This is a genomic window from Rathayibacter caricis DSM 15933, assembly GCF_003044275.1.
In the GTDB taxonomy this organism is placed as follows: Bacteria; Actinomycetota; Actinomycetes; order Actinomycetales; family Microbacteriaceae; genus Rathayibacter; species Rathayibacter caricis.
Genome location: NZ_PZPL01000001.1, coordinates 1,705,513 through 1,723,574, shown reverse-complemented (window position 1 = coordinate 1,723,574; position 18,062 = coordinate 1,705,513). Strand labels below are relative to the sequence as shown.

Sequence of the window (18,062 nt, the reverse complement as noted above, 5' to 3'; positions counted from 1 at the left end):
GCGTGGGGGCATTCCAACGGAGGGAACAGACATGACGGACCACGCGGATCAGGGATCGACTCTCGAGGACCAGGGCTCGACCATCGGGAAGCCCGACGGCGCCGCGGCGCCCACGTCGAGCGAGAGCGAGACGATCGAGAAGGACATGACGGAGTCGCCCGGCAGCGAGCGCGAGACCGCGGCGAAGCAGGACAGCGCCCCGGACGCGAGCGCGACCGAGGTCTCGGGCGACGCCGAGGTGAAGACGGTGCCCGGCACGGGCGGACCGGACGACGTCGGAGACGTCGAGGTGCCGCCGGGCGAGGTGCACCTGAACGGCAAGCCGTTCCCGGGGCACGCCGGAACGGCCTGATCCGACATGCCCCGGCAGTGTTCTCAGCGGCTCCGCCGCGCGGACACGCAGGAACGGCCTGACCCGACTCCGATCGGCACGACCCGTCGGGACTAGAGCTCCACACGCTCCAGGACCGACGGGTCGCGCCGATCGACCGTGCGGGAGTTGTTGACGCGCCGGTCGACCGGGTACGCCGTGATCGTCGAGGCCATCGCGGCCGAGGCGCCGTCGAGCGTCGCGAGCATCTCCTCCGCGGAGTCGAGGGGCTCGGGCGACAGCCACACGTCGCGGACCTCGTCGGTGAGGAAGACGGGCATCCGGTCGTGCACCTCGCCCGAGGCGTCGCGCGCCTCGCGGGTGATGATCGTGAACGACACCCGCCAGGCCTCGCCGTCCTTCTTCGCCGTGTAGAGACCGGCGGCCGCGAGGATCGGCTCCTCGCCGTGCAGGAACCACGGCTGCTTGCCGTCGGCGAGCGTCTGCCACTCGTAGTAGCCGCGCATCGGGACGATCGCCCGCTGCTTCGCGAAGGCCCCGCGGAAGAGGCCGTTTGAGGCGACCGTCTCGAGCCGGGCGTTGATCGGCGACGGGCCCTTGCCCTTCGCCCACGAGGGCGTGAAGCCCCACGAGGCCAGTTCGACCTCGCGCTCGACCGCTCCGTCGTGGAGGCGCTCGCGCACGATCGGCGCGGAGTCGGTGGGGGCGACGCTGAAGTCGGGCGCCCAGTCGGCGGCCCTCCCGCCCGCCGCGACGAACTCGCGGATCAGCTCATCGGTCTCGGAGTCCATCGCGAAGCGGCCGCACATGGGAGGAACGCTACGCCCGAGGACCGACAGCGGCCAGCAGGGGGTCGGGGCGCACCCGGCGGATCGTCGCGACGGCGAGCCCCGCGACCATCACCGCTCCTCCGATCAGCTCGCCGACTGAGGGCGCCTCGCCCAGCAGCGCCCAGGCCGACAGGACGCCGACCACCGGCACCAGCAGAGTGAACGGCACGACCGACGCCGCCGGGTACCGGGCGAGCAGCGAGTTCCAGATGCCGTAGCCGACGAGCGAGGCGAACACCGCCGTGTAGAGGGTGCTGAGCACCGCCGCCGGAGTGAGGCCCGACAGCGCGCTCGCGACGGCGGGGCCTCCGTCGACGAGGAGCGAGAGCAGCAGCGCCGGCACCGGGACGACGAGCGCCGACCACACGACGAGCGAGAGTCCGGAGGCGCCCTTCGCGCGGCGGGTGAGCACGTTACCGATCGCCCAGGACAGCGCTCCGCCGAGGCAGACGACGAACGGCAGCCACGGCGCGGTCGTGCCGTGGGCGATGCCGACGATCACCAGGCCCGCCACCCCGACCCCGAGACCCGCGAGCTGGCGCGGCGTGGGCCGCTCGCGCAGGACGACGGCGGCGATCAGCACCGTCAGCACGATCTGCGCCTGGACCACGAGCGAGGCGAGACCCGCGGGCATGCCGAGGGCGAGCGCCAGGTAGAGAAGAGCGAACTGCCCCAGGCTCATGAAGGCGCCGATGACGAGGACGGTGCGCAGCGGAGCCTCGGGGCGCGGCACGAAGAAGACGGCCGGCACCGCCACCACCGCGAAGCGCATCGCCAGGAACAGCAGGGGCGGCACGTCGGCGAGGCCCACGTCGATCACGACGAAGTTCAGCCCCCACAGCAGGACGACGACGAGGGCGAGGAGGCTGTGGCGACGGGACATGCCTCGAGACTGTCCGACGCGAACCGACAGCACCAGCGCAGGTCGCTACCGCCGACCCGGTAGCGTTCGTTCATGATCGAGCCCTCGGCCCTCCGCGCCCTGATCGCCGTGCGCGACTGCGGGACCGTCGCCGCGGCCGCCGAGGCGCTGGGCTTCACTCCGTCCGCCGTCTCGCAGCAGCTCAAGCGGCTCGAGCGCCAGTCCGGCGGGCCGGTGGCGCAGCGCGCGGGCCGCACGGTGTTCCTCACCGAGCACGGGCGCACGCTCGCCGAGCGGGGCGAGCGCCTCCTGGCCGAGCTCGAAGCGCTCGAGCACCTCGGGGCGGCGCCGGCGGAGGAGATCACCGGCACCCTGCGGGTCGCCGCGTTCTCGACGGCGATGCGCGGGCTGCTCGTGCCTGCGCTGGCCGTACTGCGCGAGCGCGCGCCCCGACTCCGGATCACGCTCGACGAGCTCGACCCGTGGGAGGCGGCGCAGCGGCTCGATCGCGGAGCGGCCGATCTGGCCGTGCTGCACGACTGGCCCGGCCTCTCGCTCGATCTGCCGTCGACGATCGAGACCGCGACGCTGCTCGAGGACCGCGCCGACATCCTGATCCACAGCGACCACCCCCTCGCGGGGAGCCTGACGCTCGCGCCGAGCCGGCTCGCCGACGAGACCTGGGTGAGCATCCCGGCCGGGGCGATCTGCCACGCCTGGCTCCTGCGCACCTTCGCCGGCACAGGGCGCCAGCCCGACATCGCCTACTACGACGAGGACTTCAGCACGCACATCGCGCTCGTCGAGGCGGGTGCGGCCGTGGCGCTCGTGCCCCGCCTGGGCCGCGAGCCGCTACCCGAACGGGTCGTCGCGGTGCCCGCGGTCGATCCGGTGTCGACGCGGGTCGTCTCGGCCGCCTGGCGCCGCTCGAGCCGCGGCAGCCCGGCGCGGACGGCGGTGCTGGACGCGCTGCGCGCGGTGGTGTGAGCGGAGTGCGCTACGCGCGGTGGTGCGAGCGGGACCTGTCAGACCGACGCGTGCTCGGGGCTCCGCACCCGGCTCTTCGCCGACCAGAAGCGCATGAGAGCGCCGGCCAGGATCGAGCCGAGGGCGCCCGCCGCCAGGTCGGCGAGGGTGTCCTCGTAGGCGACGAAGATCGCGCCGTCGATGAACGTGTGGCCGGCCCACTCGCCCCACTCCCACAGCATGCCGGCCGTGGTGCCGAAGCACGCGCAGAGCACGATCGCGGGGGCGAGCGGTCCGCGCTCGCCCGCGACCGTCGGCACTACTCCGGCGTGCGCGGCGACCACGTAGGCGACGGCCGCCGCGAGCCCGTTCAGGGTGAAGTGCACGACCAGGTCCCAGGCCGCCCAGGCCTGGTAGAGCTCGAGGACGCTGCTCCAGGAGGCGACCAGCAGCGAGACTCCGAACGCCGCGTCGAGCGCGGGGCGGACGCCGAGGAACCGGGTCAGGACGAGGCCGATCGACGACAGCGCGAACACGGCGACGTCGACGAAGCCCCAGCCGATGCCGGCGGCGACGATGCTGGCGACTCCGAGCACCCTGACTCCATCGGCGAACCACTCGCCCCGGGTGCGGGGCGGCTCGAGGAACGTCTCGACCAGGACGGCGGCGCTCACGGCGCCGTGAACCGCAGCACGGCCTGGACCGGCTCGTGGTCGGACGGGGCCGCTCCGTCGTAGCGGACCGCGTTGATCCCGGCCGAGACCACGTCGAAGGCCCCCGCCGTGACGGTCAGCCAGTCGATCCTGCGGCCGGAGCGCGGCGCGCGGTAGTTGGAGTACGTGCCCCACGCGGGCGTGAGGGTGCGCTGCGCGACGGCCCACGAGTCCGCGAGGCCTCCGCCCTCGAGCAGGGCGCGGTAGGGATCGGATCCGACGTCGGTGTTCGCGTCGCCCATGACGATCGCGGGCAGGCCGAGCTCGGTGACCCGCTCGGCCAGCAGCTGCGCCGAGCGGAGGCGGCTGCTGCGCGAGAGGTGGTCGAAGTGGGTGGCGACCACGGTCAGCTCGCGGTTCACCGCGTGGTCGACGAGCTCGGCGATCACGGCCGTGCGCGGGATCCGGTTGCCCCAGCTGCGCGAGCCCGCGACGTCGGGAGTCTCGGACAGGGCGATCTGCGACCAGTGGCGCACCGCGAAGCGGCTGCGGTCGATGAAGAGCATCACGCGCTCGCCGCTGCGATCGGGGTCGCGGCCGAAGCCCATCCCCTCGAAGGAGGAGCCGAGCACCTCCTGCACGAACTCCGCCTGGTCGGGCATCGCCTCCTGCACCGCGAGGATCGACGGGCGCTCGGCCTCGAGCAGTCGGCGGATCAGGGGCTGCCTCCGGTCCCACAGGTCGACGGCGCGCGAGGTGAGGCGGGGCATGCGGCGACGGATGTTGTAGCTCATCACGTGCAGCTCGGGCGCCTCGGTCGGACCGATCAGGGGCGTCGGGTCGGTCATGCCTCCACCCTACGGCGCTCCCCCTGGACCGACCCGGAGGCGCCGCAGGCTTGCGGAGACGGCCCCGCGCGCACCTACTCTTCGAGGATGACCCTCTCCCCCGCACTCGCGGACCTCGCCGGTGCCTCGTTCGTCTCGCTCACCACCTTCCGTAAGACCGGGGTCGGGGTGTCGACCCCGGTGTGGATCGCCCGCGACGGCGACGACCTGATCGTGACCACGCCCCGGAAGAGCGGGAAGGTCAAGCGCCTGCGCAACGACCCCCGCGTGACGCTCGTGCCGTGCGACCGCCGCGGCCGCGTGCAGGAGGGAGCGGCCGTCGTCGAGGGCACGGCCCGCATCGTCTCCGACGAGGACACCGTCGAGCGGCTCGGGCGCGTGTTCCTCGGGAAGTACCGCCTCGAGTACCGGATCTTCATGGTGATCGAGCGCCTCATCAGCCGCGGGGACCGGACCCGGGTGATGCTGAGGATCTCCTGAGTCCTACACCTCCGGGCTCGACACCGGAAGGCCCTCCGGACAGGACCCGCCGGGGTCTACCGTGGGGCGATCGCACGCCGGTGCCCTCGTGCGCCCCCGCGCCGACCGGCGGCACGCAGAAGGAGCACTCATGAGCATCGGAGCAGGGATCTTCCTCCTCGTCGTCGGAGCGGTACTCGCGTTCGCCGTCGACGTGCAGGTGTCGGGGGTGGATCTGGCGCTGATCGGCTACATCCTGATGGCCGCCGGTGCAGTGGGGCTCGTCCTCGGGCTGGTCCTGATGACCCGCCGCCGCCAGGCGGTCTCGACGACGCGCTCGGCGGTCGACCCGGCCAGCGGCGAGCAGGTCACCCGCCGCACGAGCGAGAGCGACGGACCGCTGGTCTGACGCGGACCCTCGCGGAGACGACGAGAGGGGCGGGCCGGCGATCCGGCTCCGCCCCTCTTCCCGTCGAGGGATCGGTGCGACTACTCGTCGTCCGGCTCGCCGCCCGAGACGGTGTCGGTGTCGCCGCCGCCCTCGGAGGTGTCGGTGCCGGTTCCGTCGGGGAGGTCCTCGGTCTTCTCGGTGTCGTCACCGGTGGTGCGGTCGCTGCTCATGCTGCTCTCCCTTCGTCCGGCGCTCTGCCGGCCGATCCCACTCTGCTCCTGGAGCGCTCGCTCCGGCAGGGGGTAGCGGCGGCCTGCGGGGAGGTGACAGGAGCGGGCGTCAGGCCGGTTCGCTCCAGCCGAGGTTGCCGGCGATGGTCTGCAGCGAACGCACGGTGATCTCGTACTCCTCCTCCGCGACGCCCGCGGTCGCGCTCGCGCGCTGCGAGGCGACGACCTCCTCGAGCCGCGCGGTCGCCACCTCGCCGCGCTCCGTGAGCGCGTAGAGCTCGGACCGCGCCTCGACCCAGCCGCTCTCGAGGAGCTCAGCGAGCTGCTCCGCCGCCGACTCCCCGGCCGGGTCCGCCGCCGCCGACTCCCCGGCCGGGTCCGCCGCGGTGGGCGCCCGGAGGAACGGGGCGAGGGCCCGGTCGAGCTCGGCGAGCGGCGAGGGCCCGCGCTGCAGCTGCTGCAGCAGCTGCCACTGCCGCCGGGTCACTCCGTGCTCCTTGAGGGTGACCGAGAAGCGCTCGTCGACGAGGCGCTCCACGAGGGTCAGCCAGTATCCGATCGGTCGTTGATCAGCCATGGCGTCACGATACGCCCGGGCGCAGCAGGAGGCACCCGGTCCGCGGTCAAGGGCCTGAGATCCGACCCCGTCCTCCGGTTGACTGGGGGTCACCGCTGAGAGACGGCGGGTTCTGGGGAGGTCACATGGCGAACCACCGTTTCGAGCTGCGGTCGGGCCGGGGCATCGGAGTCTCGGCGGCGGGCGATCCCGTCGCCGATCGGCTCGTCGTCTTCTGCCATCCCACGCCCGGAGCGGGCGGCTTCGATCCCGATCCGCTGGTGACCGGGCCCTGGGGCCTGCACCTGCTCATCCTCGACCGACCGGGGTACGGCGCCTCCGACCCCGTCGATCCGCGGCACGCCCGCGTGCAGGACCGGGCCGACGACCTCGCCGAGTACCTGCGGCGCTCCGAGCGGACCGCACGGGTCATCGACGGCGCCGAGTTCGGCAGCGTCGGCGTGGTCGGCTGGGGATCGGGAGGCGCGTTTGCCCTCTCGCTCGCCGCCCGCCACCCCGATCTCGTCGACCGCATCGCGCTCGTCGGCACGCCCGCTCCTCCGCAGGCCGGCGTGCTCGTCCAGCGGACCGGAGCGTGGGAGCGCCGCGAGGTGCTGCCCGGCGAGGACGCGGGGACCCTCGCGGGCACGCTGCCGGAGGGTCCTCCCGGGCTCGACGCGCTCGGCATCGATCCCGAGGACCCCGTTCTCGCGGGCACCCGCGGACTGCGCAACCGGCTCGAGCGGATGCTCGGCGAGGGCTGGCGGCAGGGCCCACTGGGCGCCGCGACCGACCTCGCGGCCCTGCGCGACGGGAGCTGGGCCGACGAGCTCGACGCGGTGACCGCCTCGGTGCTCGTCGTGACCGGCGAGGACGACCCGGTCGCCGGCACGGAGGACGGCCGCTGGTACCGCGGACGTCTCGCCGATGCGCGCACCGCGAGCGTCGCCGGGACGGGACGACTGGCCGTGGTGCGCGAGTGGCGGCGGATCCTCGACCACGTCGCTCCGCTCGAGCGCGGGGCGCAGGGCCGATGAGCCGCCCGGTGCCGCTCGGCGCGGGCCCGCGGATCCTGGTGGGAGCGATGGCGGTCTCGGGAGTCGTGCACCTCGTGCACCCGCGGACCTTCGACGCCGTCGTCCCCCGCGGGATGCCGGGATCGGCGCGCGGGTGGGTCCTCGTCTCCGGAGTGGCGGAGCTGGCGTGCGCCGTGGCCACCGCCTGGCCGCCGACGCGCGCGATCGGCGGGATCGCCTCCGCCGTCCTGATGGCCGCCGTGTTCCCCGGCAACGTGCAGATGGCCCGTGACGCGCGGCGGCCGCGGACGCGCGCGATCACGCTCCTGCGCCTGCCGCTGCAGGTCCCGCTGGTGCTCTGGGGGCTGCAAGCGGCCCGGTCGCGGAGACGGTGACGCCCCTGCGCAAGCCCGCGCGCGCGCAGCTGACGTCCTGCTAGCTTCCGGGGATGAGCGACCAGACGGCGGACGATCGCCGAGACCAGCTGACCAGTGCCCCGCAGGCCACCGAGGCGGACGCGGCGCCGCGCATCGACGTGTCGACGACCGAGGCGGGCGACACGCGCATCGACATCCGCGAGGACGCCGCCGTGCGTCCCGGACGCGTCGAGGACGACGAGAGCGGCTCCGATGTCTGAGCCCCGCCGCGCCGCACTCGTCTACAACCCGGTCAAGGTCGACCTCGACTCGGTGAAGGCCGCGGTGTCGCGCGCCGAGGAGGCCGCCGGCTGGGCCGAGACGCTGTGGCTCGAGACCTCCGTGGAGGATCCCGGAGCCGGGCAGACCCGCGAGGCGATCGAGGCCGGCGTCGACATGGTGATCGCGGCCGGCGGCGACGGAACGGTCCGCGTCGTCGCCGAGGCGCTGCACGGCTCCGGCATCGCGCTCGGGCTCCTGCCCTCCGGCACCGGCAACCTGCTCGCCCGGAACCTGAACCTCACCCTCGACGACATCGACAACGCGCTCACGGTCGCCTTCTCGGGCGCCGATCGCGCGATCGACATCGGGATGATCGACATCGAGACCGACAACGGCCGCGACCGCCGCGCCTACGTGGTGATGGCCGGGCTCGGCATCGACGCGAAGATGCTCGCGAACACCGACGACGACCTGAAGAAGCGGGCCGGCTGGCTCGCCTACGTGGATGCGCTGCGGAAGGCCCTGCTGGACAAGAACCAGCTCGAGTTCCGCTACCGCCTCGACGGCTCGAAGGTCCGCAAGGTGCGCGCGCACACGATCATCGTGGGCAACTGCGGCGCACTGCCGGCGAACATCCTGCTGCTGCCGGATGCGGCCGTCGACGACGGCGAGTTCGACATCGTGCTGCTGCGGCCCGAGGGGTTCTTCGGCTGGGCGCAGATCATCTTCAAGGTGGTGTGGGAGAACGGCGTGCTGCGGCGCAGCGGAGTCGTGGGCCAGAAGCTCATGGGGCTCACCAAGGAGGTCTCGGCCCTGCGCTACGTGAAGGGCCGCGAGCTGGTCGTGCGCCTGGAGAAGGCGCAGGAGATCGAGCTCGACGGCGATCCGTTCGGGTCGACCTCGGCGTTCCGCACCTGGATCGAGCCCGGCGGGCTCACCGTGCGGGTCCCCGCGTAGGCGCCCCGGAGGCCGCCCGTCCCTCCGGGGGCGGGCGGCCTCCGTCGTTCCTACCGGCGGACCGGGTCGGCGTTCGGAGCCGACGCCTCCCCGACGAGTCCCGAGGCGACGACCGGGACGACGTACTCGAGCTGCGGAGTGGAGCGGCCGGGCTCGAGGGCGGGGCCGGACCAGGTGAAGACGTAGTCGACCGACCCGTCGGCCAGCGGGACCGCGGCGACGAAGCGCCAGCCCGATCCCGAGACGGCGGTGGGAGCGGCTCCGGCGTGCGCCGCGGCCGGATAGCAGACCCGAACCGAGAGGACCGGGACGGGCGCTCCGACCGAGGAGGCGTGCCAGTACTGGTTCTGGATCTGCACCTGCGTGACGGTGGCGGTCGGAGTGCTCCCGACCCACTGCGCGGACCAGCTGACGAAGGTGTCGAACGAGAGGGTCGCATCGGAGGTGCGCTGATCCGGGAGCGGCGCGGGCGGCACCTCCGAGGCGGCCGCCGCCGGCGACGCGAGGGCGACGGCGACGACGGGAGCGCTCCAGACGGCGGCGCGGACGAGGGAGCGGCGGGTCGAGTGCGCGGGCGCGCCGGAGTGCTCCGGAGCGCGCGACGGCGCGCCGGAGTCACCCCTCACGGGGGTGCTGGGCATGCGGGATCTCCAGGGAAGAGGGTGTCTCGGGGGGTGAGTGATCGCCGATCCGCGGCCGGGAGTTTCGGGTTCCCGGCCGCGGCACGCGAGAGGTTCGGGTTCTCGCGGTGAGGCGGTGCGCTCCGGCGCGGGCGGGGATTCGGGTTCCCGCCCGCGGGAGGCTGCTCAGCAGGTGCGGATCTGCAGCGCGGCTTCGGGTGCCGCACCCCATGCACCTGCATGGACATGGCGACACTAGTGCGCGATCCGTCGCGGCGGCAAGGGAAAGGCGCGGTCCTGCCCCCGAATCGTCGCGTTTCTGGTAACTTTCCCGCCCTTCCGGCGAGATTTACGACGGAATCAGCAGTTCTGAGTGCACTCGGTGAGTCGGGTCGGGAGGACGACCCCGCGCCGCGCGCCCGCCGTCAAGCCACCGCGGACGGAAGCCCCCTTCCCGTACCTTTCCCCCATGGGCATCTTCGACCGGCGCGCCACCGCGCGCCCCGCCACCGCGCACACCGCACCCTCTCCCGCAGCCACGTCCGCACCCGAGCCGGCGCCCGCGCCGGTGCCGCGCCGGACCGTGTGGTCCGACGGGCTGGGCCGGTTCGCCCTGCGCTGCCTCCAGGTGATCGTGATCCTCGTGCTCGCCTCGATCCTGGTCTTCGCGATGACGCAGCTCACCCTGGTGCTGATCCCGGTGATGATCGCGATCATCCTGGCGTCGGCCATCCACCCGCTGCTGGCGTGGCTGCGGCGCAAGGGCGTGCCGTCGATCCTCGCGACGTGGCTCTCGCTCCTGGGGCTGCTCGCGGTCCTCGGCGCGGTGGGCTGGCTCATCACGGTCGCCGTCCGCAACCAGTGGGACGACCTCGTGAACCGCGCCTCCGACGGCATCGCGTCGCTCCAGGACTACGTGCAGCACCTGCCGTTCGAGATCGACGAGCAGCAGATCGAGGACGCCCGCACGACGGTCGTCGACTTCCTCACCTCGAGCAGCTTCGGCTCCGGCGCTCTCGCGGGGGCCGCGGCCGCCGCCAACTTCGTCACCGGACTCGTGCTGATGATCGTCGTGCTCTTCTTCTTCATGAAGGACGGGCCGAAGATCTGGGAGTTCCTCCTGCGCCCGTTCGTCGGCGAGAGCTACGACCGCGCCAAGCGCGTCGGCACCAAGGTGGTCGACGTGCTCGGCGACTACGTGCGCGGCACCGCGACCGTCGCGGCCGTCGACGCCGTCGGCATCGGGATCGCGCTGGCGATCATCGGCGTCCCGCTGGCGATCCCGCTCGCGGTGATCGTGTTCCTCACCGCCTTCATCCCGATCGTCGGAGCGACCGCCGCCGGCATCCTCGCCGCTCTGGTCGCGCTCGTGGCCAACGGTCCGATCCCGGCGCTGATCGTGATCCTGGTCGTCATCGCCGTCAACCAGCTCGAGGGCAACTTCCTCCAGCCGGTGCTGATGGCCCGCTCCCTCAAGCTGCACCCGCTGATCGTGCTGGTCGCCCTGACCATCGGAACCGTGCTCGCGGGCATCGTGGGCGCCGTGCTGGCGGTGCCGATCGCCGCGGTCGTCTGGGGCGTGATCTCGGTCTGGAACGGCCACGACCGCCCTGCCGAGCCGGCGCGGCAGAAGCGGCGCGAGACGGTCTGAGACTCCGCGTCAGGGCCGGCCGATGATGCCGTCCCGCAGCGCCTGACGCCGCAGGGCGATCCGCGTGCCTGCGTCGACACCCGCCTCGCGGTACTTCGCGCGGGCGCTGCGGAGGCAGCTGCGCGCCGCGTCCTGGGTGATGCGCAGCTGGGTCGCGACCTGCTTCAGCGACACACCCTCGACGAACAGGCCGATGACCTGGCGCTCGCGCGGGGTCAGGGTGCCGGTCCCCTCGCCCTCGAGCAGGGCGCGGGTGCGATCGGTGGCGAACACGCCGCCGGCCGCGGCCGTCCGGATCGCCTCGATGATCACCTCCGTCGGCTCGCTCTTGACGACGTAGCCGCGAGCGCCGGCCTGCAGCGCCCGGCCGATGGTCTCGGCCCCGGCGTGCGTGCTGATGATGACCACCGCCGCTCCGGCCGCACGCAGCGTGCGGATCTTCATCGCGAGATCGAGATCGTCGCCGAGATCGATGTCGAGGAGCACGACGTCGCTCGGGAACGCGGGGTGACCCAGGAGCGCCGTCCAGCTGGCCGCGGTCGCGACCACGTCGATCCGCGCTGAGGACCGGCGGATCCACTCCGACAGCGCGCGGAGCAGGATCGGGTGGTCGTCGAGGATCGCCAGGGTGATCGGCGGGGCGTCCTCGGGGCGGCTCGCGGGAGTGCTCACGGGGTCCTGCTCCTGTCGCGGGGGTTCCGCTCGAGCGAGTGCTCGAGGTGGACGGCGGTGCCGACGGTGTCCTGGTGCACGCGGTAGGCGCCCAGCTCGCCGAGGATGCCCCAGACCGCGGAGTCCAGCTCGCGCGGACGCGTGCCGAGCGCGGTCACTCCGATCGAGAGGATCGTCGGTCGCAGCGGGTCCCCCGCGCTCCGCACCGTGCGGAACACCGCCTCGACGCGCGGGCGCGACGGCGCGCTCGGCTCGGTCAGGAGCCACAGGACGGACAGCAGCCGCGCCCGGTCCGGCGGCAGGAGCGACGCGGCGAGCCGGTCCGGGTCGTCGAGCACGACCGCGCCCGAGAGGTGCGCGGACTCGTCCAGGGCGATGCGGAGCCACGTGCGGTCGTGGCTGCGGGCGAGGGCGCTGCGCAGCTCGTCGCCCAGCAGCCGGCCCTGCTCGCCCGTCCGCTCGTCGAGGTCTCCGGGCGCCGCCCCGCTGATCCGGGCGAGGAGCTCCTCCACCCGGCCGTCGATGCTCGCCAGCTCGGACGCCGCGAGGCTGCCCGGCCCGGTGCCCGGCGCGTCGATCATGCTGTCGGTGAGGGTCCGGTCGAGCTTGCGGTGCACGTGCTCGTCGACGGTCGAGAGGATCATCGCGCAGAACACCGTCGGGGCGACCGCCAGCAGCGTGATGGTCGTGCCGATCCCGGTGCCTCCGGGAGCCGTGACGCTCTGCACGGCGAGGGTCGCGACGCTCAGCCCGAGCAGCAGCCCCAGCGCCCCGTAGGTCCGCGACAGCGGGTGGAAGGCCATCAGCCCGAGCAGCGTCGCCCCGATCCCCACGCAGATCGACGGGTAGTAGACCCCGGAGGAGCCCGGCCGCGCCGAGTCGGCGATCTCGAGCGCGAAGGCGGCCGCGTCGACGATCATCACCGCCGTGAAGGTGCGCAGCCCCAGCTCGCCGCGGCGGAGCAGGGCGCTGACCGCCCCCGCGACGAACGCCGCGATCACGGCGAGCCACGCCGCTCCGGTCAGCACGCCCGCCGAACCGGCGTTCCACGACCAGGAGTAGGAGAAGACGCCGCGCACCATCACGAGGCCGGCGACCGTGAGGAAGCCCAGGCCCAGGTAGCTCGCGGTCAGCTGGTGGGTGCGCTGGATCTGGGTGCGCACCGCGCGCAGTGATCCCGGTCCCGTCTCGGCCGCGCGGACGAGGGCGAGGAGCGTGCCGCCGGGGCGCTCCGGCCCGCTCATCGCGGCACCCGCATCAGGACCGTGGTGCCGGCGCCCGGGGCGGAGAACACGCGGGCGGACCCGCCGACCGCCTGGAGGCGCCCGCGCACCGACTCCGCGAGGCCCAGCCGGTCCGCCGGGACGGCGCGCGGGTCGAAGCCGGCCCCGGCGTCCGAGACGGCGACGCGGACCTCGCGCTCGTCCTGCTCGATCGTGACGTCGACCGTGCGGACCCCGGAGTGCCTCCGCACGTTCTCGAGGCACTCGCCCGTCGCCCGCGCGAGCGGCTCGAGGGCGTGCGCGGGGACGCCGCCGTCGCCCGCGTGCCACGAGATCTCGAGGCCGAGGGCGCGGTACCGGCGGTCGACCGCGGCGAACCGCTCGGGCAGCAGAGTGCAGGGCAGGTCGCCCGGCGCGTCCTGCGGCGGCTCCTCCGAGCGCTCGAGGCGCTGCAGGAGGTCGAGGTCGGCCGCGGCCCGCTCGCGCAGGGTCTGCGGCGGGACGCCCTCGCCCCGGTGCGCGACGAGGCTGAGGGTCGCCAGGATCGTGTCGTGCATCAGCCGGGCGTCGTAGCGGCGGCGGGCCTCGTCCTCGCTCGACCGCCGCTCCGCGTCGTGGGCGGTGCGGAGTCGCCGGGTGCCGATGTCGGCGCGCTCGACGCTCGCGGCGATCCAACGCGCGATGGCCCAGCAGCCGGTCCAGCTCACGACGACGGCGAGGGCGACGAAGAAGGCGCGGCCCGACTCCCAGGTCGCGGCCGTGCTGAGCGCGAGCACCGGCACGAGCCCGGCGAGGGCGAACACGGGGAGCCGGCGGGAGGCGCCGAGCGCGAGCATCGGAGTCGGCAGGGCCATGGACGCCAGCATCGTGATGCAGCCGAGCACGGTCGGCGCGCGGAGGTCGAGGTCGGAGAGCACGAACATCACGAGGGCGGTGAGGCTCAGGGCGCAGGAGAGGGCCACGAGGCGGGCGCTGCTCGTGGAGCGCGCCCGACGGGGCAGGAGGACCACTCCGGCGGCGAGGACCAGCACGAGGAGGATCGGCACCGCGCGGAGGGCCTCGGCGGGCTCGAGCACGAGCAGGTGCACGGCGGAGGCGCCGGTGAAGACGCCCCGGGCCCGGCGTGCGCAGCGCAGGCCCACGTCGGACTGCTCGCGGCGCAGGGCCGCGCGCTCCGGGGGCGCGGGCGCGCCCGGATCCGTCGAGGGGAGCATCGCCGTCGGGCCTCGCCGCTCTGCAGGCACCCGATCGCGCAGGGGCCGCGCGGGACGGGGGCGGTGGATGGGACTCGAGGCCGCCGACGGCCCCGTGGACTGCATCGTCGCATACAGGAGGCGCTCCGTATCGGCCTCAGTTGTCGGGTTCCGCGCCGAGGAACGTCTCCTCCCGTCACGTTTCGGCCGCGGCGGTCGCGCCCGGCGCCTCCGATCCCGTAGGCTGAGGACATCTCCTGGGCGATCGCCCGAATTCCACGGCTGAGAAGTCGCCACCACCAGCACGCACTCGCTGGAGACGACGAAGAGACTCAGCCCCTGATAGAGACCGCGCTCCCCCTCCAGATCGATCTGGTCCGGGAAGCACCGATCGACGGCATCGACCTCGATCCAGCGGTTCGAACGCCCGCCTCGCCGGCGGGTACCGCCCTTCACAGGACGCCGCGGAAGCCGCGACGTTCCTCGTTCGACCCCCGCCCCTCCGACTCCGTCGGAACGCGGGACGTTCTCCCCCGCGGAGGTCCCCTCCGCCCCCAAGACGACCCGAGCTGTTCCCGATCGACGCGTGTTTCATCCGCGCGGAGGAGGAACCGTCCGGGTACCGCACGCTCGTGCGGAATCTGACGACGCCCGCTCCGGCAGGCGTCATTAACACATAAGGAAAAGAAATGCCTACTGGCACCGTTAAGTGGTTCAACTCCGAAAAGGGCTTCGGCTTCATCGCTCCCGACGACGGAGGCGCCGACGTGTTCGCGCACTTCTCCGCCATCGCGAAGCAGGGCTACCGCGAGCTCGTCGAGAACCAGCACGTCGAGTACGACGTCGAGCAGGGCCGCAAGGGCCCGCAGGCCGCGAACATCCGCGGCGTCGGCGAGTAATCACCGACTCCTGACTTCTCCGGAGTCCGGTTCGCCGGTTCCTCAGAACTCGCAGCGCCCCGTCGGCCGTGATCCTCGGATCCGGTCGGCGGGGCGTTTCCGCGTCCCCCGCGTGTCCGGATCCTCCGCGGTCACGCGTCCCCTGAACGGTGGGTAGGCTCTCTCCGGGGCTCCCGTGGCCGAGCCCCGGCCCCCGTGAACGCACCGGGCGCCGCACGAAGGCAAGGTGGAGACCATGGGACGACTGATCTACGGACCGCAATCGCTCGAGATCGACTTCGAGGACCGGATGCTCGCGCACCTCAAGGTGGCGATGTTCACCAAGATGCGCCGCAACGAGTCGTTCAGCCTCTCGTGGGCCGAGCCGGAGTCGAGCGGCTACGGGCGCAGCTCGGTCTGGATCCACCCGGCCACTCCGCTGCACTTCCGGTTCTTCGGCAGCAAGAGGCCCGCGCTGAACCGCGCCTGGATCGAGCAGTTCGTCTCGAGCGCGAACAACACGGGCGAGATGCTCGTGGTGCCGGAGCCGCAGGAGGGCTGAGGGCCCTCCCCCGCTCGCGCGACGCTGCTCCGACGACCGCGGCTCAGAGCACGCGGCTCAGACCACGCGACTCAGACCACGCGACTCACACCACGCGCGGTCGCGCCGTGTGCACCAGCTCGTCGTGCGGCAGACCCGCCAGGCGTGCGGCGACCTCGGCGCAGGCCGCGTCGTCCGCGCTCGCCGAGGCGTACTCCTCCGGCCACAGCGGCGTCAGGGTGACCAGCTCGACGTCGCCCGTGGCGAGCTCCATGCGATCGGGCAGCCGCGGGCTGCGCAGCCCCAGCAGCACTCCGACCGCGCCGTCGGCGTCGGCCCAGGCCGGCGGGGCGGCGGCGCCGTCGAGCCGGGCGACGTCGACGCCGGTCCGGCAGCAGACGCCCTGCAGTGCCGCGCGGCGGGCGGCCTCGTAGAGCAGGCGGAACTGCCAGTGGTTCCACAGAGCGGCGGCCGGCACACCGCGCAGCGCCGAGCTCTCGAGGCAGAGCTCCAGGCCCAGCCCGGTGCCGGGGCGGCTCAGCCGGTCGAACGGGTCGCTCAACCCGTCGGTGGCGAGCACCACGGAGGAACCCCGCTCGACCCGGAGGAAGGCGCGGTGGTCGGTCGGCCAGCGGGCGCCGCCTCTCGTGCCCGGGTCCTCGGTCGAGACGACGACCGTGCGGTCGAGCTCGCCGATCCCGCGCCACACCTCCGCGCGGTCCTCGGCGACGGCCTCCGCCAGCGCCCGCCGCTCGTCCGGGGTCCAGCGGACCTCGCGGGTGCGGTTCAGGAACAACGACATGGGACTCCCCGTCCGCGCAGGAGGTCCCTGCGCTCCCGGCACGCTACGGGGCCAGCCGGGACGCGACCTCCGAGCAACCGGGGGAGAAGCTGGGTGTCGCTCCTGCGGGGGTGAGAGGTCAACCCCCTCCGCGTGTCGTCAGCCCAGCGGGTTCACTCCGTTGGTGCGCCAGCGCTCGTCGGCGAGCTGGCCGGGAGTGCCCTCGCCGTCGTGCTCGCCGAGGGGCTCGGCCTCGCGGGCGGCCTCGGCGGGCACGGCGCCGAGCGAGGTCCCGCTGCCCTCCGCGGTGCTGCCGGGGGGCAGCAGCCCCTCCTCGTCCTCGGAATCGGAGACCTCGTCCTCGGCGGCGTTCTCGGTGCCGCTCTCGGCCATCGAGTCGTAGCCGTGGTCCGGGTCGCGGCTCTCGTCCGCGCTCGTGCTCTCCTCGACCTCGGCGTCCGCGGGGCGGACGTCGTCGGGTCGATCCGCGTCGGTCACCGGACCGGAGGGGTCGGCGCCGCTCTGTCCCTCGCCGGTCCAGCCGGAGAACTCGGGGCTCGTGTCTGCGCTCATGGGCGCCACGGTAGCACCGGGGCCCCCGGCGGCCGGAGGCCTTGCGGATCACCGGGAACCGCTCCCTCCCCGGCGCCCGGGGCGTGTCGGACACGGGATCGCCGTCGCGAGCACGCGAGGTCGTGATCGACACGACCTAGGCTCGAACGACGCGGCGGGCGCCGCACGGACGACGGGAGCACGATGCGACGACTCGGATACGAACGGTTCGCCGGACCGGACGTGCTCTCGTGGCGGGACGCCCCGGTGCCGATGCCCCGGCGAGGCGAGGTGCTCGTGCGCACCCGCGCGGCGAGCATCAACGCCACCGACGAGAAGATCCTCTCGGGCTCGGCCCGCGTGATGGCCGTCGGGCGGCCGCGGCCGCTGGGCTTCGGGCTCGACATCGCCGGGACCGTCGAGGCCGTCGGTCCCGGCCCGAGCAGCGTCTCGATCGGGGATCGCGTGGTCGGGATGACCCGCCACGGCGATGCCTTCGCCGATGCGTCCCTGGTGCGCGGCGGCTCCCTGGTGCCCCTGCCCGCCTCGCTCGACCTCGTGCAGGGCGTCACCCTCGCCATGTCCGGAGGAACGGCCGTCGGGCTCGTCGACGCCCTGCGCGTGCGCGCGGGGCAGAAGGTGCTGGTGGGCGGCGGCTCCGGCGCGATCGGCCAGCTGACCGTGCAGCTGCTCGTCCGCGCGGGCTGCGAGGTCGCGGCGACCGGCTCCGCCGCCTCCGCCGACGTGCTGCGCGGGCTGGGTGCCGAACCGCACGACTACCGGGCCCTCGATCTCGGCGTGCTCTCGGGCCGCTTCGACGTCGTCGTCGACGTGTCGGGGCACCTCGCCGTCCACGACGCGGAGATCCTGCTCGCTCCGGGCGGACGCGTCGTCACCCTCGTCCCGAACGGACCGGCGCTCGGTGCCCAGGCCGTCGGAGCGCTCCGCCGCGACCGGCCGAGCGTGCGCAACCTGATCGTCGTGGCGACCGCCGAGCGGATCGGGCGGGCGCTCTCACTCGCCGCCTCCGGCGAGCTGCGCGCGGAGCCCGGCGCCGTGCATCCGCTCGAGGAGATCGTCGACGTGCTGACCCGGCGCGCGGCGGGCACCGACCGCACGATCGGGAAGGTCGTCTTCACGGCCGACGGGTCGGCTCCGCTGGTCTGACCGGCCGCAGCGGCCGGAAGGCCGCAGAACAGTACCGGGAGCGCGGG

General features: G+C 73.6%; 24 protein-coding genes. 12 read left to right on the top strand and 12 right to left on the bottom strand.

The features are described 5' to 3' along the window. Positions 1 to 31: 31 nt before the first annotated feature. A complete protein-coding gene (locus tag C1I63_RS07915) occupies positions 32 to 352 on the top strand; it encodes a hypothetical protein (RefSeq protein ID WP_055786294.1) in 321 nt (106 codons plus the stop codon). 92 nt (positions 353 to 444) lie between these two features. Here the strand turns inward: C1I63_RS07915 and C1I63_RS07910 are convergent, their stop codons facing one another. Both C1I63_RS07910 and C1I63_RS07905 read right to left on the bottom strand, forming a co-directional pair. Then, positions 445 to 1,140, bottom strand: a complete 696-nt coding sequence (locus C1I63_RS07910; protein ID WP_107574427.1) for an SOS response-associated peptidase — start codon at positions 1,138 to 1,140, stop codon at positions 445 to 447. A gap of 10 nt (positions 1,141 to 1,150) precedes the next feature. After that, positions 1,151 to 2,044, bottom strand: coding sequence for an EamA family transporter (locus tag C1I63_RS07905; RefSeq protein ID WP_107574426.1), 894 nt, complete (start codon positions 2,042 to 2,044; stop codon positions 1,151 to 1,153). Between the two features lie 72 nt (positions 2,045 to 2,116). On the opposite strand from C1I63_RS07905, the gene C1I63_RS07900 reads away from it, so the two are divergent. Then, positions 2,117 to 3,010, top strand: coding sequence for a LysR family transcriptional regulator (locus C1I63_RS07900; protein ID WP_107574425.1), 894 nt, complete (start codon positions 2,117 to 2,119; stop codon positions 3,008 to 3,010). Between the two features lie 38 nt (positions 3,011 to 3,048). On the opposite strand, the gene C1I63_RS07895 is transcribed toward C1I63_RS07900, so the two are convergent. Further along, positions 3,049 to 3,663, bottom strand: coding sequence for a DUF2238 domain-containing protein (locus C1I63_RS07895; protein ID WP_107574424.1), 615 nt, complete (start codon positions 3,661 to 3,663; stop codon positions 3,049 to 3,051). Beyond that, entirely contained in the window at positions 3,660 to 4,490 is an 831-nt protein-coding gene (locus C1I63_RS07890; RefSeq protein ID WP_107574423.1) for an endonuclease/exonuclease/phosphatase family protein, read from the bottom strand. Before C1I63_RS07890 ends, C1I63_RS07895 begins: the two co-directional genes overlap by 4 nt. An 87-nt stretch (positions 4,491 to 4,577) precedes the next feature. Between C1I63_RS07890 and C1I63_RS07885 the strand changes: the two genes are divergently transcribed. Together C1I63_RS07885 and C1I63_RS07880 are read left to right on the top strand one after the other, a co-directional pair. Continuing rightward, positions 4,578 to 4,970 carry a PPOX class F420-dependent oxidoreductase gene (locus C1I63_RS07885; RefSeq protein WP_107574422.1) on the top strand — a complete coding sequence of 131 codons (393 nt, stop codon included), beginning with the start codon at positions 4,578 to 4,580 and terminating at the stop codon, positions 4,968 to 4,970. A 130-nt stretch (positions 4,971 to 5,100) separates the two neighbouring features. Beyond that, complete coding sequence (locus tag C1I63_RS07880; RefSeq protein ID WP_107574421.1) at positions 5,101 to 5,358, top strand: DUF6458 family protein; 258 nt, start codon at positions 5,101 to 5,103, stop codon at positions 5,356 to 5,358. A gap of 80 nt (positions 5,359 to 5,438) precedes the next feature. On the opposite strand, the gene C1I63_RS20280 is transcribed toward C1I63_RS07880, so the two are convergent. Further along, a complete protein-coding gene (locus C1I63_RS20280; protein ID WP_268788495.1) occupies positions 5,439 to 5,570 on the bottom strand; it encodes a hypothetical protein in 132 nt (43 codons plus the stop codon). 109 nt (positions 5,571 to 5,679) lie between these two features. Further along, positions 5,680 to 6,147 (bottom strand): transcriptional regulator, encoded by a 468-nt coding sequence (locus C1I63_RS07875; RefSeq protein WP_107574420.1) that lies wholly within the window; start codon positions 6,145 to 6,147, stop codon positions 5,680 to 5,682. Between the two features lie 125 nt (positions 6,148 to 6,272). Here C1I63_RS07875 and C1I63_RS07870 point away from each other — a divergent pair, with 125 nt between their 5' ends. Genes C1I63_RS07870 through C1I63_RS07855 form a run of 4 tightly spaced genes read left to right on the top strand, consistent with a single transcriptional unit; the run spans position 6,273 to position 8,737 of the window. Beyond that, positions 6,273 to 7,163 carry an alpha/beta fold hydrolase gene (locus tag C1I63_RS07870; RefSeq protein WP_107574419.1) on the top strand — a complete coding sequence of 297 codons (891 nt, stop codon included), beginning with the start codon at positions 6,273 to 6,275 and terminating at the stop codon, positions 7,161 to 7,163. Next, positions 7,160 to 7,537: a DoxX family protein gene (locus tag C1I63_RS07865; RefSeq protein WP_211315593.1), complete on the top strand. Its 378-nt coding sequence runs from the start codon at positions 7,160 to 7,162 to the stop codon at positions 7,535 to 7,537. Before C1I63_RS07870 ends, C1I63_RS07865 begins: the two co-directional genes overlap by 4 nt. 53 nt (positions 7,538 to 7,590) lie before the next feature. After that, positions 7,591 to 7,779 carry a hypothetical protein gene (locus C1I63_RS07860; RefSeq protein ID WP_055786268.1) on the top strand — a complete coding sequence of 63 codons (189 nt, stop codon included), beginning with the start codon at positions 7,591 to 7,593 and terminating at the stop codon, positions 7,777 to 7,779. Continuing rightward, the gene (locus C1I63_RS07855; protein WP_107574418.1) at positions 7,772 to 8,737 is read left to right on the top strand and encodes a diacylglycerol/lipid kinase family protein; all 966 of its coding nucleotides are present in this window, start codon (positions 7,772 to 7,774) and stop codon (positions 8,735 to 8,737) included. The genes C1I63_RS07860 and C1I63_RS07855 overlap by 8 nt, the downstream gene beginning before the upstream one ends. A gap of 50 nt (positions 8,738 to 8,787) precedes the next feature. Here C1I63_RS07855 and C1I63_RS07850 read toward each other — a convergent pair whose 3' ends face one another. Next, positions 8,788 to 9,378 (bottom strand): hypothetical protein, encoded by a 591-nt coding sequence (locus tag C1I63_RS07850; RefSeq protein WP_107574417.1) that lies wholly within the window; start codon positions 9,376 to 9,378, stop codon positions 8,788 to 8,790. 448 nt (positions 9,379 to 9,826) lie between these two features. Here C1I63_RS07850 and C1I63_RS07845 point away from each other — a divergent pair, with 448 nt between their 5' ends. Next, a complete protein-coding gene (locus C1I63_RS07845; protein ID WP_107574416.1) occupies positions 9,827 to 11,008 on the top strand; it encodes an AI-2E family transporter in 1,182 nt (393 codons plus the stop codon). Positions 11,009 to 11,017: 9 nt separating this feature from the next. Here C1I63_RS07845 and C1I63_RS19725 read toward each other — a convergent pair whose 3' ends face one another. From C1I63_RS19725 to C1I63_RS07835, 3 genes are read right to left on the bottom strand one after another with little or no spacing between them, the layout of a single operon-like run. Then, positions 11,018 to 11,680 (bottom strand): response regulator transcription factor, encoded by a 663-nt coding sequence (locus C1I63_RS19725; RefSeq protein ID WP_170116348.1) that lies wholly within the window; start codon positions 11,678 to 11,680, stop codon positions 11,018 to 11,020. Then, the gene (locus tag C1I63_RS19720) at positions 11,677 to 12,924 is read right to left on the bottom strand and encodes a hypothetical protein (protein WP_170116347.1); all 1,248 of its coding nucleotides are present in this window, start codon (positions 12,922 to 12,924) and stop codon (positions 11,677 to 11,679) included. Before C1I63_RS19720 ends, C1I63_RS19725 begins: the two co-directional genes overlap by 4 nt. Further along, a complete protein-coding gene (locus tag C1I63_RS07835; protein WP_107574414.1) occupies positions 12,921 to 14,117 on the bottom strand; it encodes a sensor histidine kinase in 1,197 nt (398 codons plus the stop codon). The genes C1I63_RS19720 and C1I63_RS07835 overlap by 4 nt, the downstream gene beginning before the upstream one ends. A 668-nt stretch (positions 14,118 to 14,785) precedes the next feature. On the opposite strand from C1I63_RS07835, the gene C1I63_RS07830 reads away from it, so the two are divergent. Continuing rightward, on the top strand, positions 14,786 to 14,995 hold the full coding sequence (locus tag C1I63_RS07830; RefSeq protein ID WP_055786246.1) for a cold-shock protein: 210 nt from the start codon (positions 14,786 to 14,788) through the stop codon (positions 14,993 to 14,995). 235 nt (positions 14,996 to 15,230) lie between these two features. After that, on the top strand, positions 15,231 to 15,536 hold the full coding sequence (locus tag C1I63_RS07825; protein ID WP_055788845.1) for a DUF7882 family protein: 306 nt from the start codon (positions 15,231 to 15,233) through the stop codon (positions 15,534 to 15,536). Positions 15,537 to 15,621: 85 nt separating this feature from the next. On the opposite strand, the gene C1I63_RS07820 is transcribed toward C1I63_RS07825, so the two are convergent. Together C1I63_RS07820 and C1I63_RS07815 are read right to left on the bottom strand one after the other, a co-directional pair. After that, positions 15,622 to 16,317, bottom strand: a complete 696-nt coding sequence (locus C1I63_RS07820) for a hypothetical protein (protein WP_107574413.1) — start codon at positions 16,315 to 16,317, stop codon at positions 15,622 to 15,624. A 138-nt stretch (positions 16,318 to 16,455) separates the two neighbouring features. Next, positions 16,456 to 16,869 (bottom strand): hypothetical protein, encoded by a 414-nt coding sequence (locus C1I63_RS07815; protein ID WP_107574412.1) that lies wholly within the window; start codon positions 16,867 to 16,869, stop codon positions 16,456 to 16,458. 183 nt (positions 16,870 to 17,052) lie between these two features. Here C1I63_RS07815 and C1I63_RS07810 point away from each other — a divergent pair, with 183 nt between their 5' ends. Then, positions 17,053 to 18,015: a quinone oxidoreductase family protein gene (locus tag C1I63_RS07810; protein WP_107574411.1), complete on the top strand. Its 963-nt coding sequence runs from the start codon at positions 17,053 to 17,055 to the stop codon at positions 18,013 to 18,015. Positions 18,016 to 18,062: the final 47 nt, after the last annotated feature.

Bases quoted from the DNA above. Each gene is read 5' to 3' on its own strand.
- C1I63_RS07915 (WP_055786294.1), top strand. From the start codon at position 32: ATGACGGACCACGCGGATCAGGGATCGACTCTCGAGGACCAGGGCTCG.
- C1I63_RS07910 (WP_107574427.1), bottom strand. From the start codon at position 1,140: ATGTGCGGCCGCTTCGCGATGGACTCCGAGACCGATGAGCTGATCCGC.
- C1I63_RS07905 (WP_107574426.1), bottom strand. From the start codon at position 2,044: ATGTCCCGTCGCCACAGCCTCCTCGCCCTCGTCGTCGTCCTGCTGTGG.
- C1I63_RS07900 (WP_107574425.1), top strand. From the start codon at position 2,117: ATGATCGAGCCCTCGGCCCTCCGCGCCCTGATCGCCGTGCGCGACTGC.
- C1I63_RS07890 (WP_107574423.1), bottom strand. From the start codon at position 4,490: ATGACCGACCCGACGCCCCTGATCGGTCCGACCGAGGCGCCCGAGCTG.
- C1I63_RS07885 (WP_107574422.1), top strand. From the start codon at position 4,578: ATGACCCTCTCCCCCGCACTCGCGGACCTCGCCGGTGCCTCGTTCGTC.
- C1I63_RS07880 (WP_107574421.1), top strand. From the start codon at position 5,101: ATGAGCATCGGAGCAGGGATCTTCCTCCTCGTCGTCGGAGCGGTACTC.
- C1I63_RS20280 (WP_268788495.1), bottom strand. From the start codon at position 5,570: ATGAGCAGCGACCGCACCACCGGTGACGACACCGAGAAGACCGAGGAC.
- C1I63_RS07875 (WP_107574420.1), bottom strand. From the start codon at position 6,147: ATGGCTGATCAACGACCGATCGGATACTGGCTGACCCTCGTGGAGCGC.
- C1I63_RS07870 (WP_107574419.1), top strand. From the start codon at position 6,273: ATGGCGAACCACCGTTTCGAGCTGCGGTCGGGCCGGGGCATCGGAGTC.
- C1I63_RS07865 (WP_211315593.1), top strand. From the start codon at position 7,160: ATGAGCCGCCCGGTGCCGCTCGGCGCGGGCCCGCGGATCCTGGTGGGA.
- C1I63_RS07860 (WP_055786268.1), top strand. From the start codon at position 7,591: ATGAGCGACCAGACGGCGGACGATCGCCGAGACCAGCTGACCAGTGCC.
- C1I63_RS07855 (WP_107574418.1), top strand. From the start codon at position 7,772: ATGTCTGAGCCCCGCCGCGCCGCACTCGTCTACAACCCGGTCAAGGTC.
- C1I63_RS07850 (WP_107574417.1), bottom strand. From the start codon at position 9,378: ATGCCCAGCACCCCCGTGAGGGGTGACTCCGGCGCGCCGTCGCGCGCT.
- C1I63_RS07845 (WP_107574416.1), top strand. From the start codon at position 9,827: ATGGGCATCTTCGACCGGCGCGCCACCGCGCGCCCCGCCACCGCGCAC.
- C1I63_RS19720 (WP_170116347.1), bottom strand. From the start codon at position 12,924: ATGAGCGGGCCGGAGCGCCCCGGCGGCACGCTCCTCGCCCTCGTCCGC.
- C1I63_RS07835 (WP_107574414.1), bottom strand. From the start codon at position 14,117: ATGCTCCCCTCGACGGATCCGGGCGCGCCCGCGCCCCCGGAGCGCGCG.
- C1I63_RS07830 (WP_055786246.1), top strand. From the start codon at position 14,786: ATGCCTACTGGCACCGTTAAGTGGTTCAACTCCGAAAAGGGCTTCGGC.
- C1I63_RS07825 (WP_055788845.1), top strand. From the start codon at position 15,231: ATGGGACGACTGATCTACGGACCGCAATCGCTCGAGATCGACTTCGAG.
- C1I63_RS07820 (WP_107574413.1), bottom strand. From the start codon at position 16,317: ATGTCGTTGTTCCTGAACCGCACCCGCGAGGTCCGCTGGACCCCGGAC.
- C1I63_RS07815 (WP_107574412.1), bottom strand. From the start codon at position 16,869: ATGAGCGCAGACACGAGCCCCGAGTTCTCCGGCTGGACCGGCGAGGGA.
- C1I63_RS07810 (WP_107574411.1), top strand. From the start codon at position 17,053: ATGCGACGACTCGGATACGAACGGTTCGCCGGACCGGACGTGCTCTCG.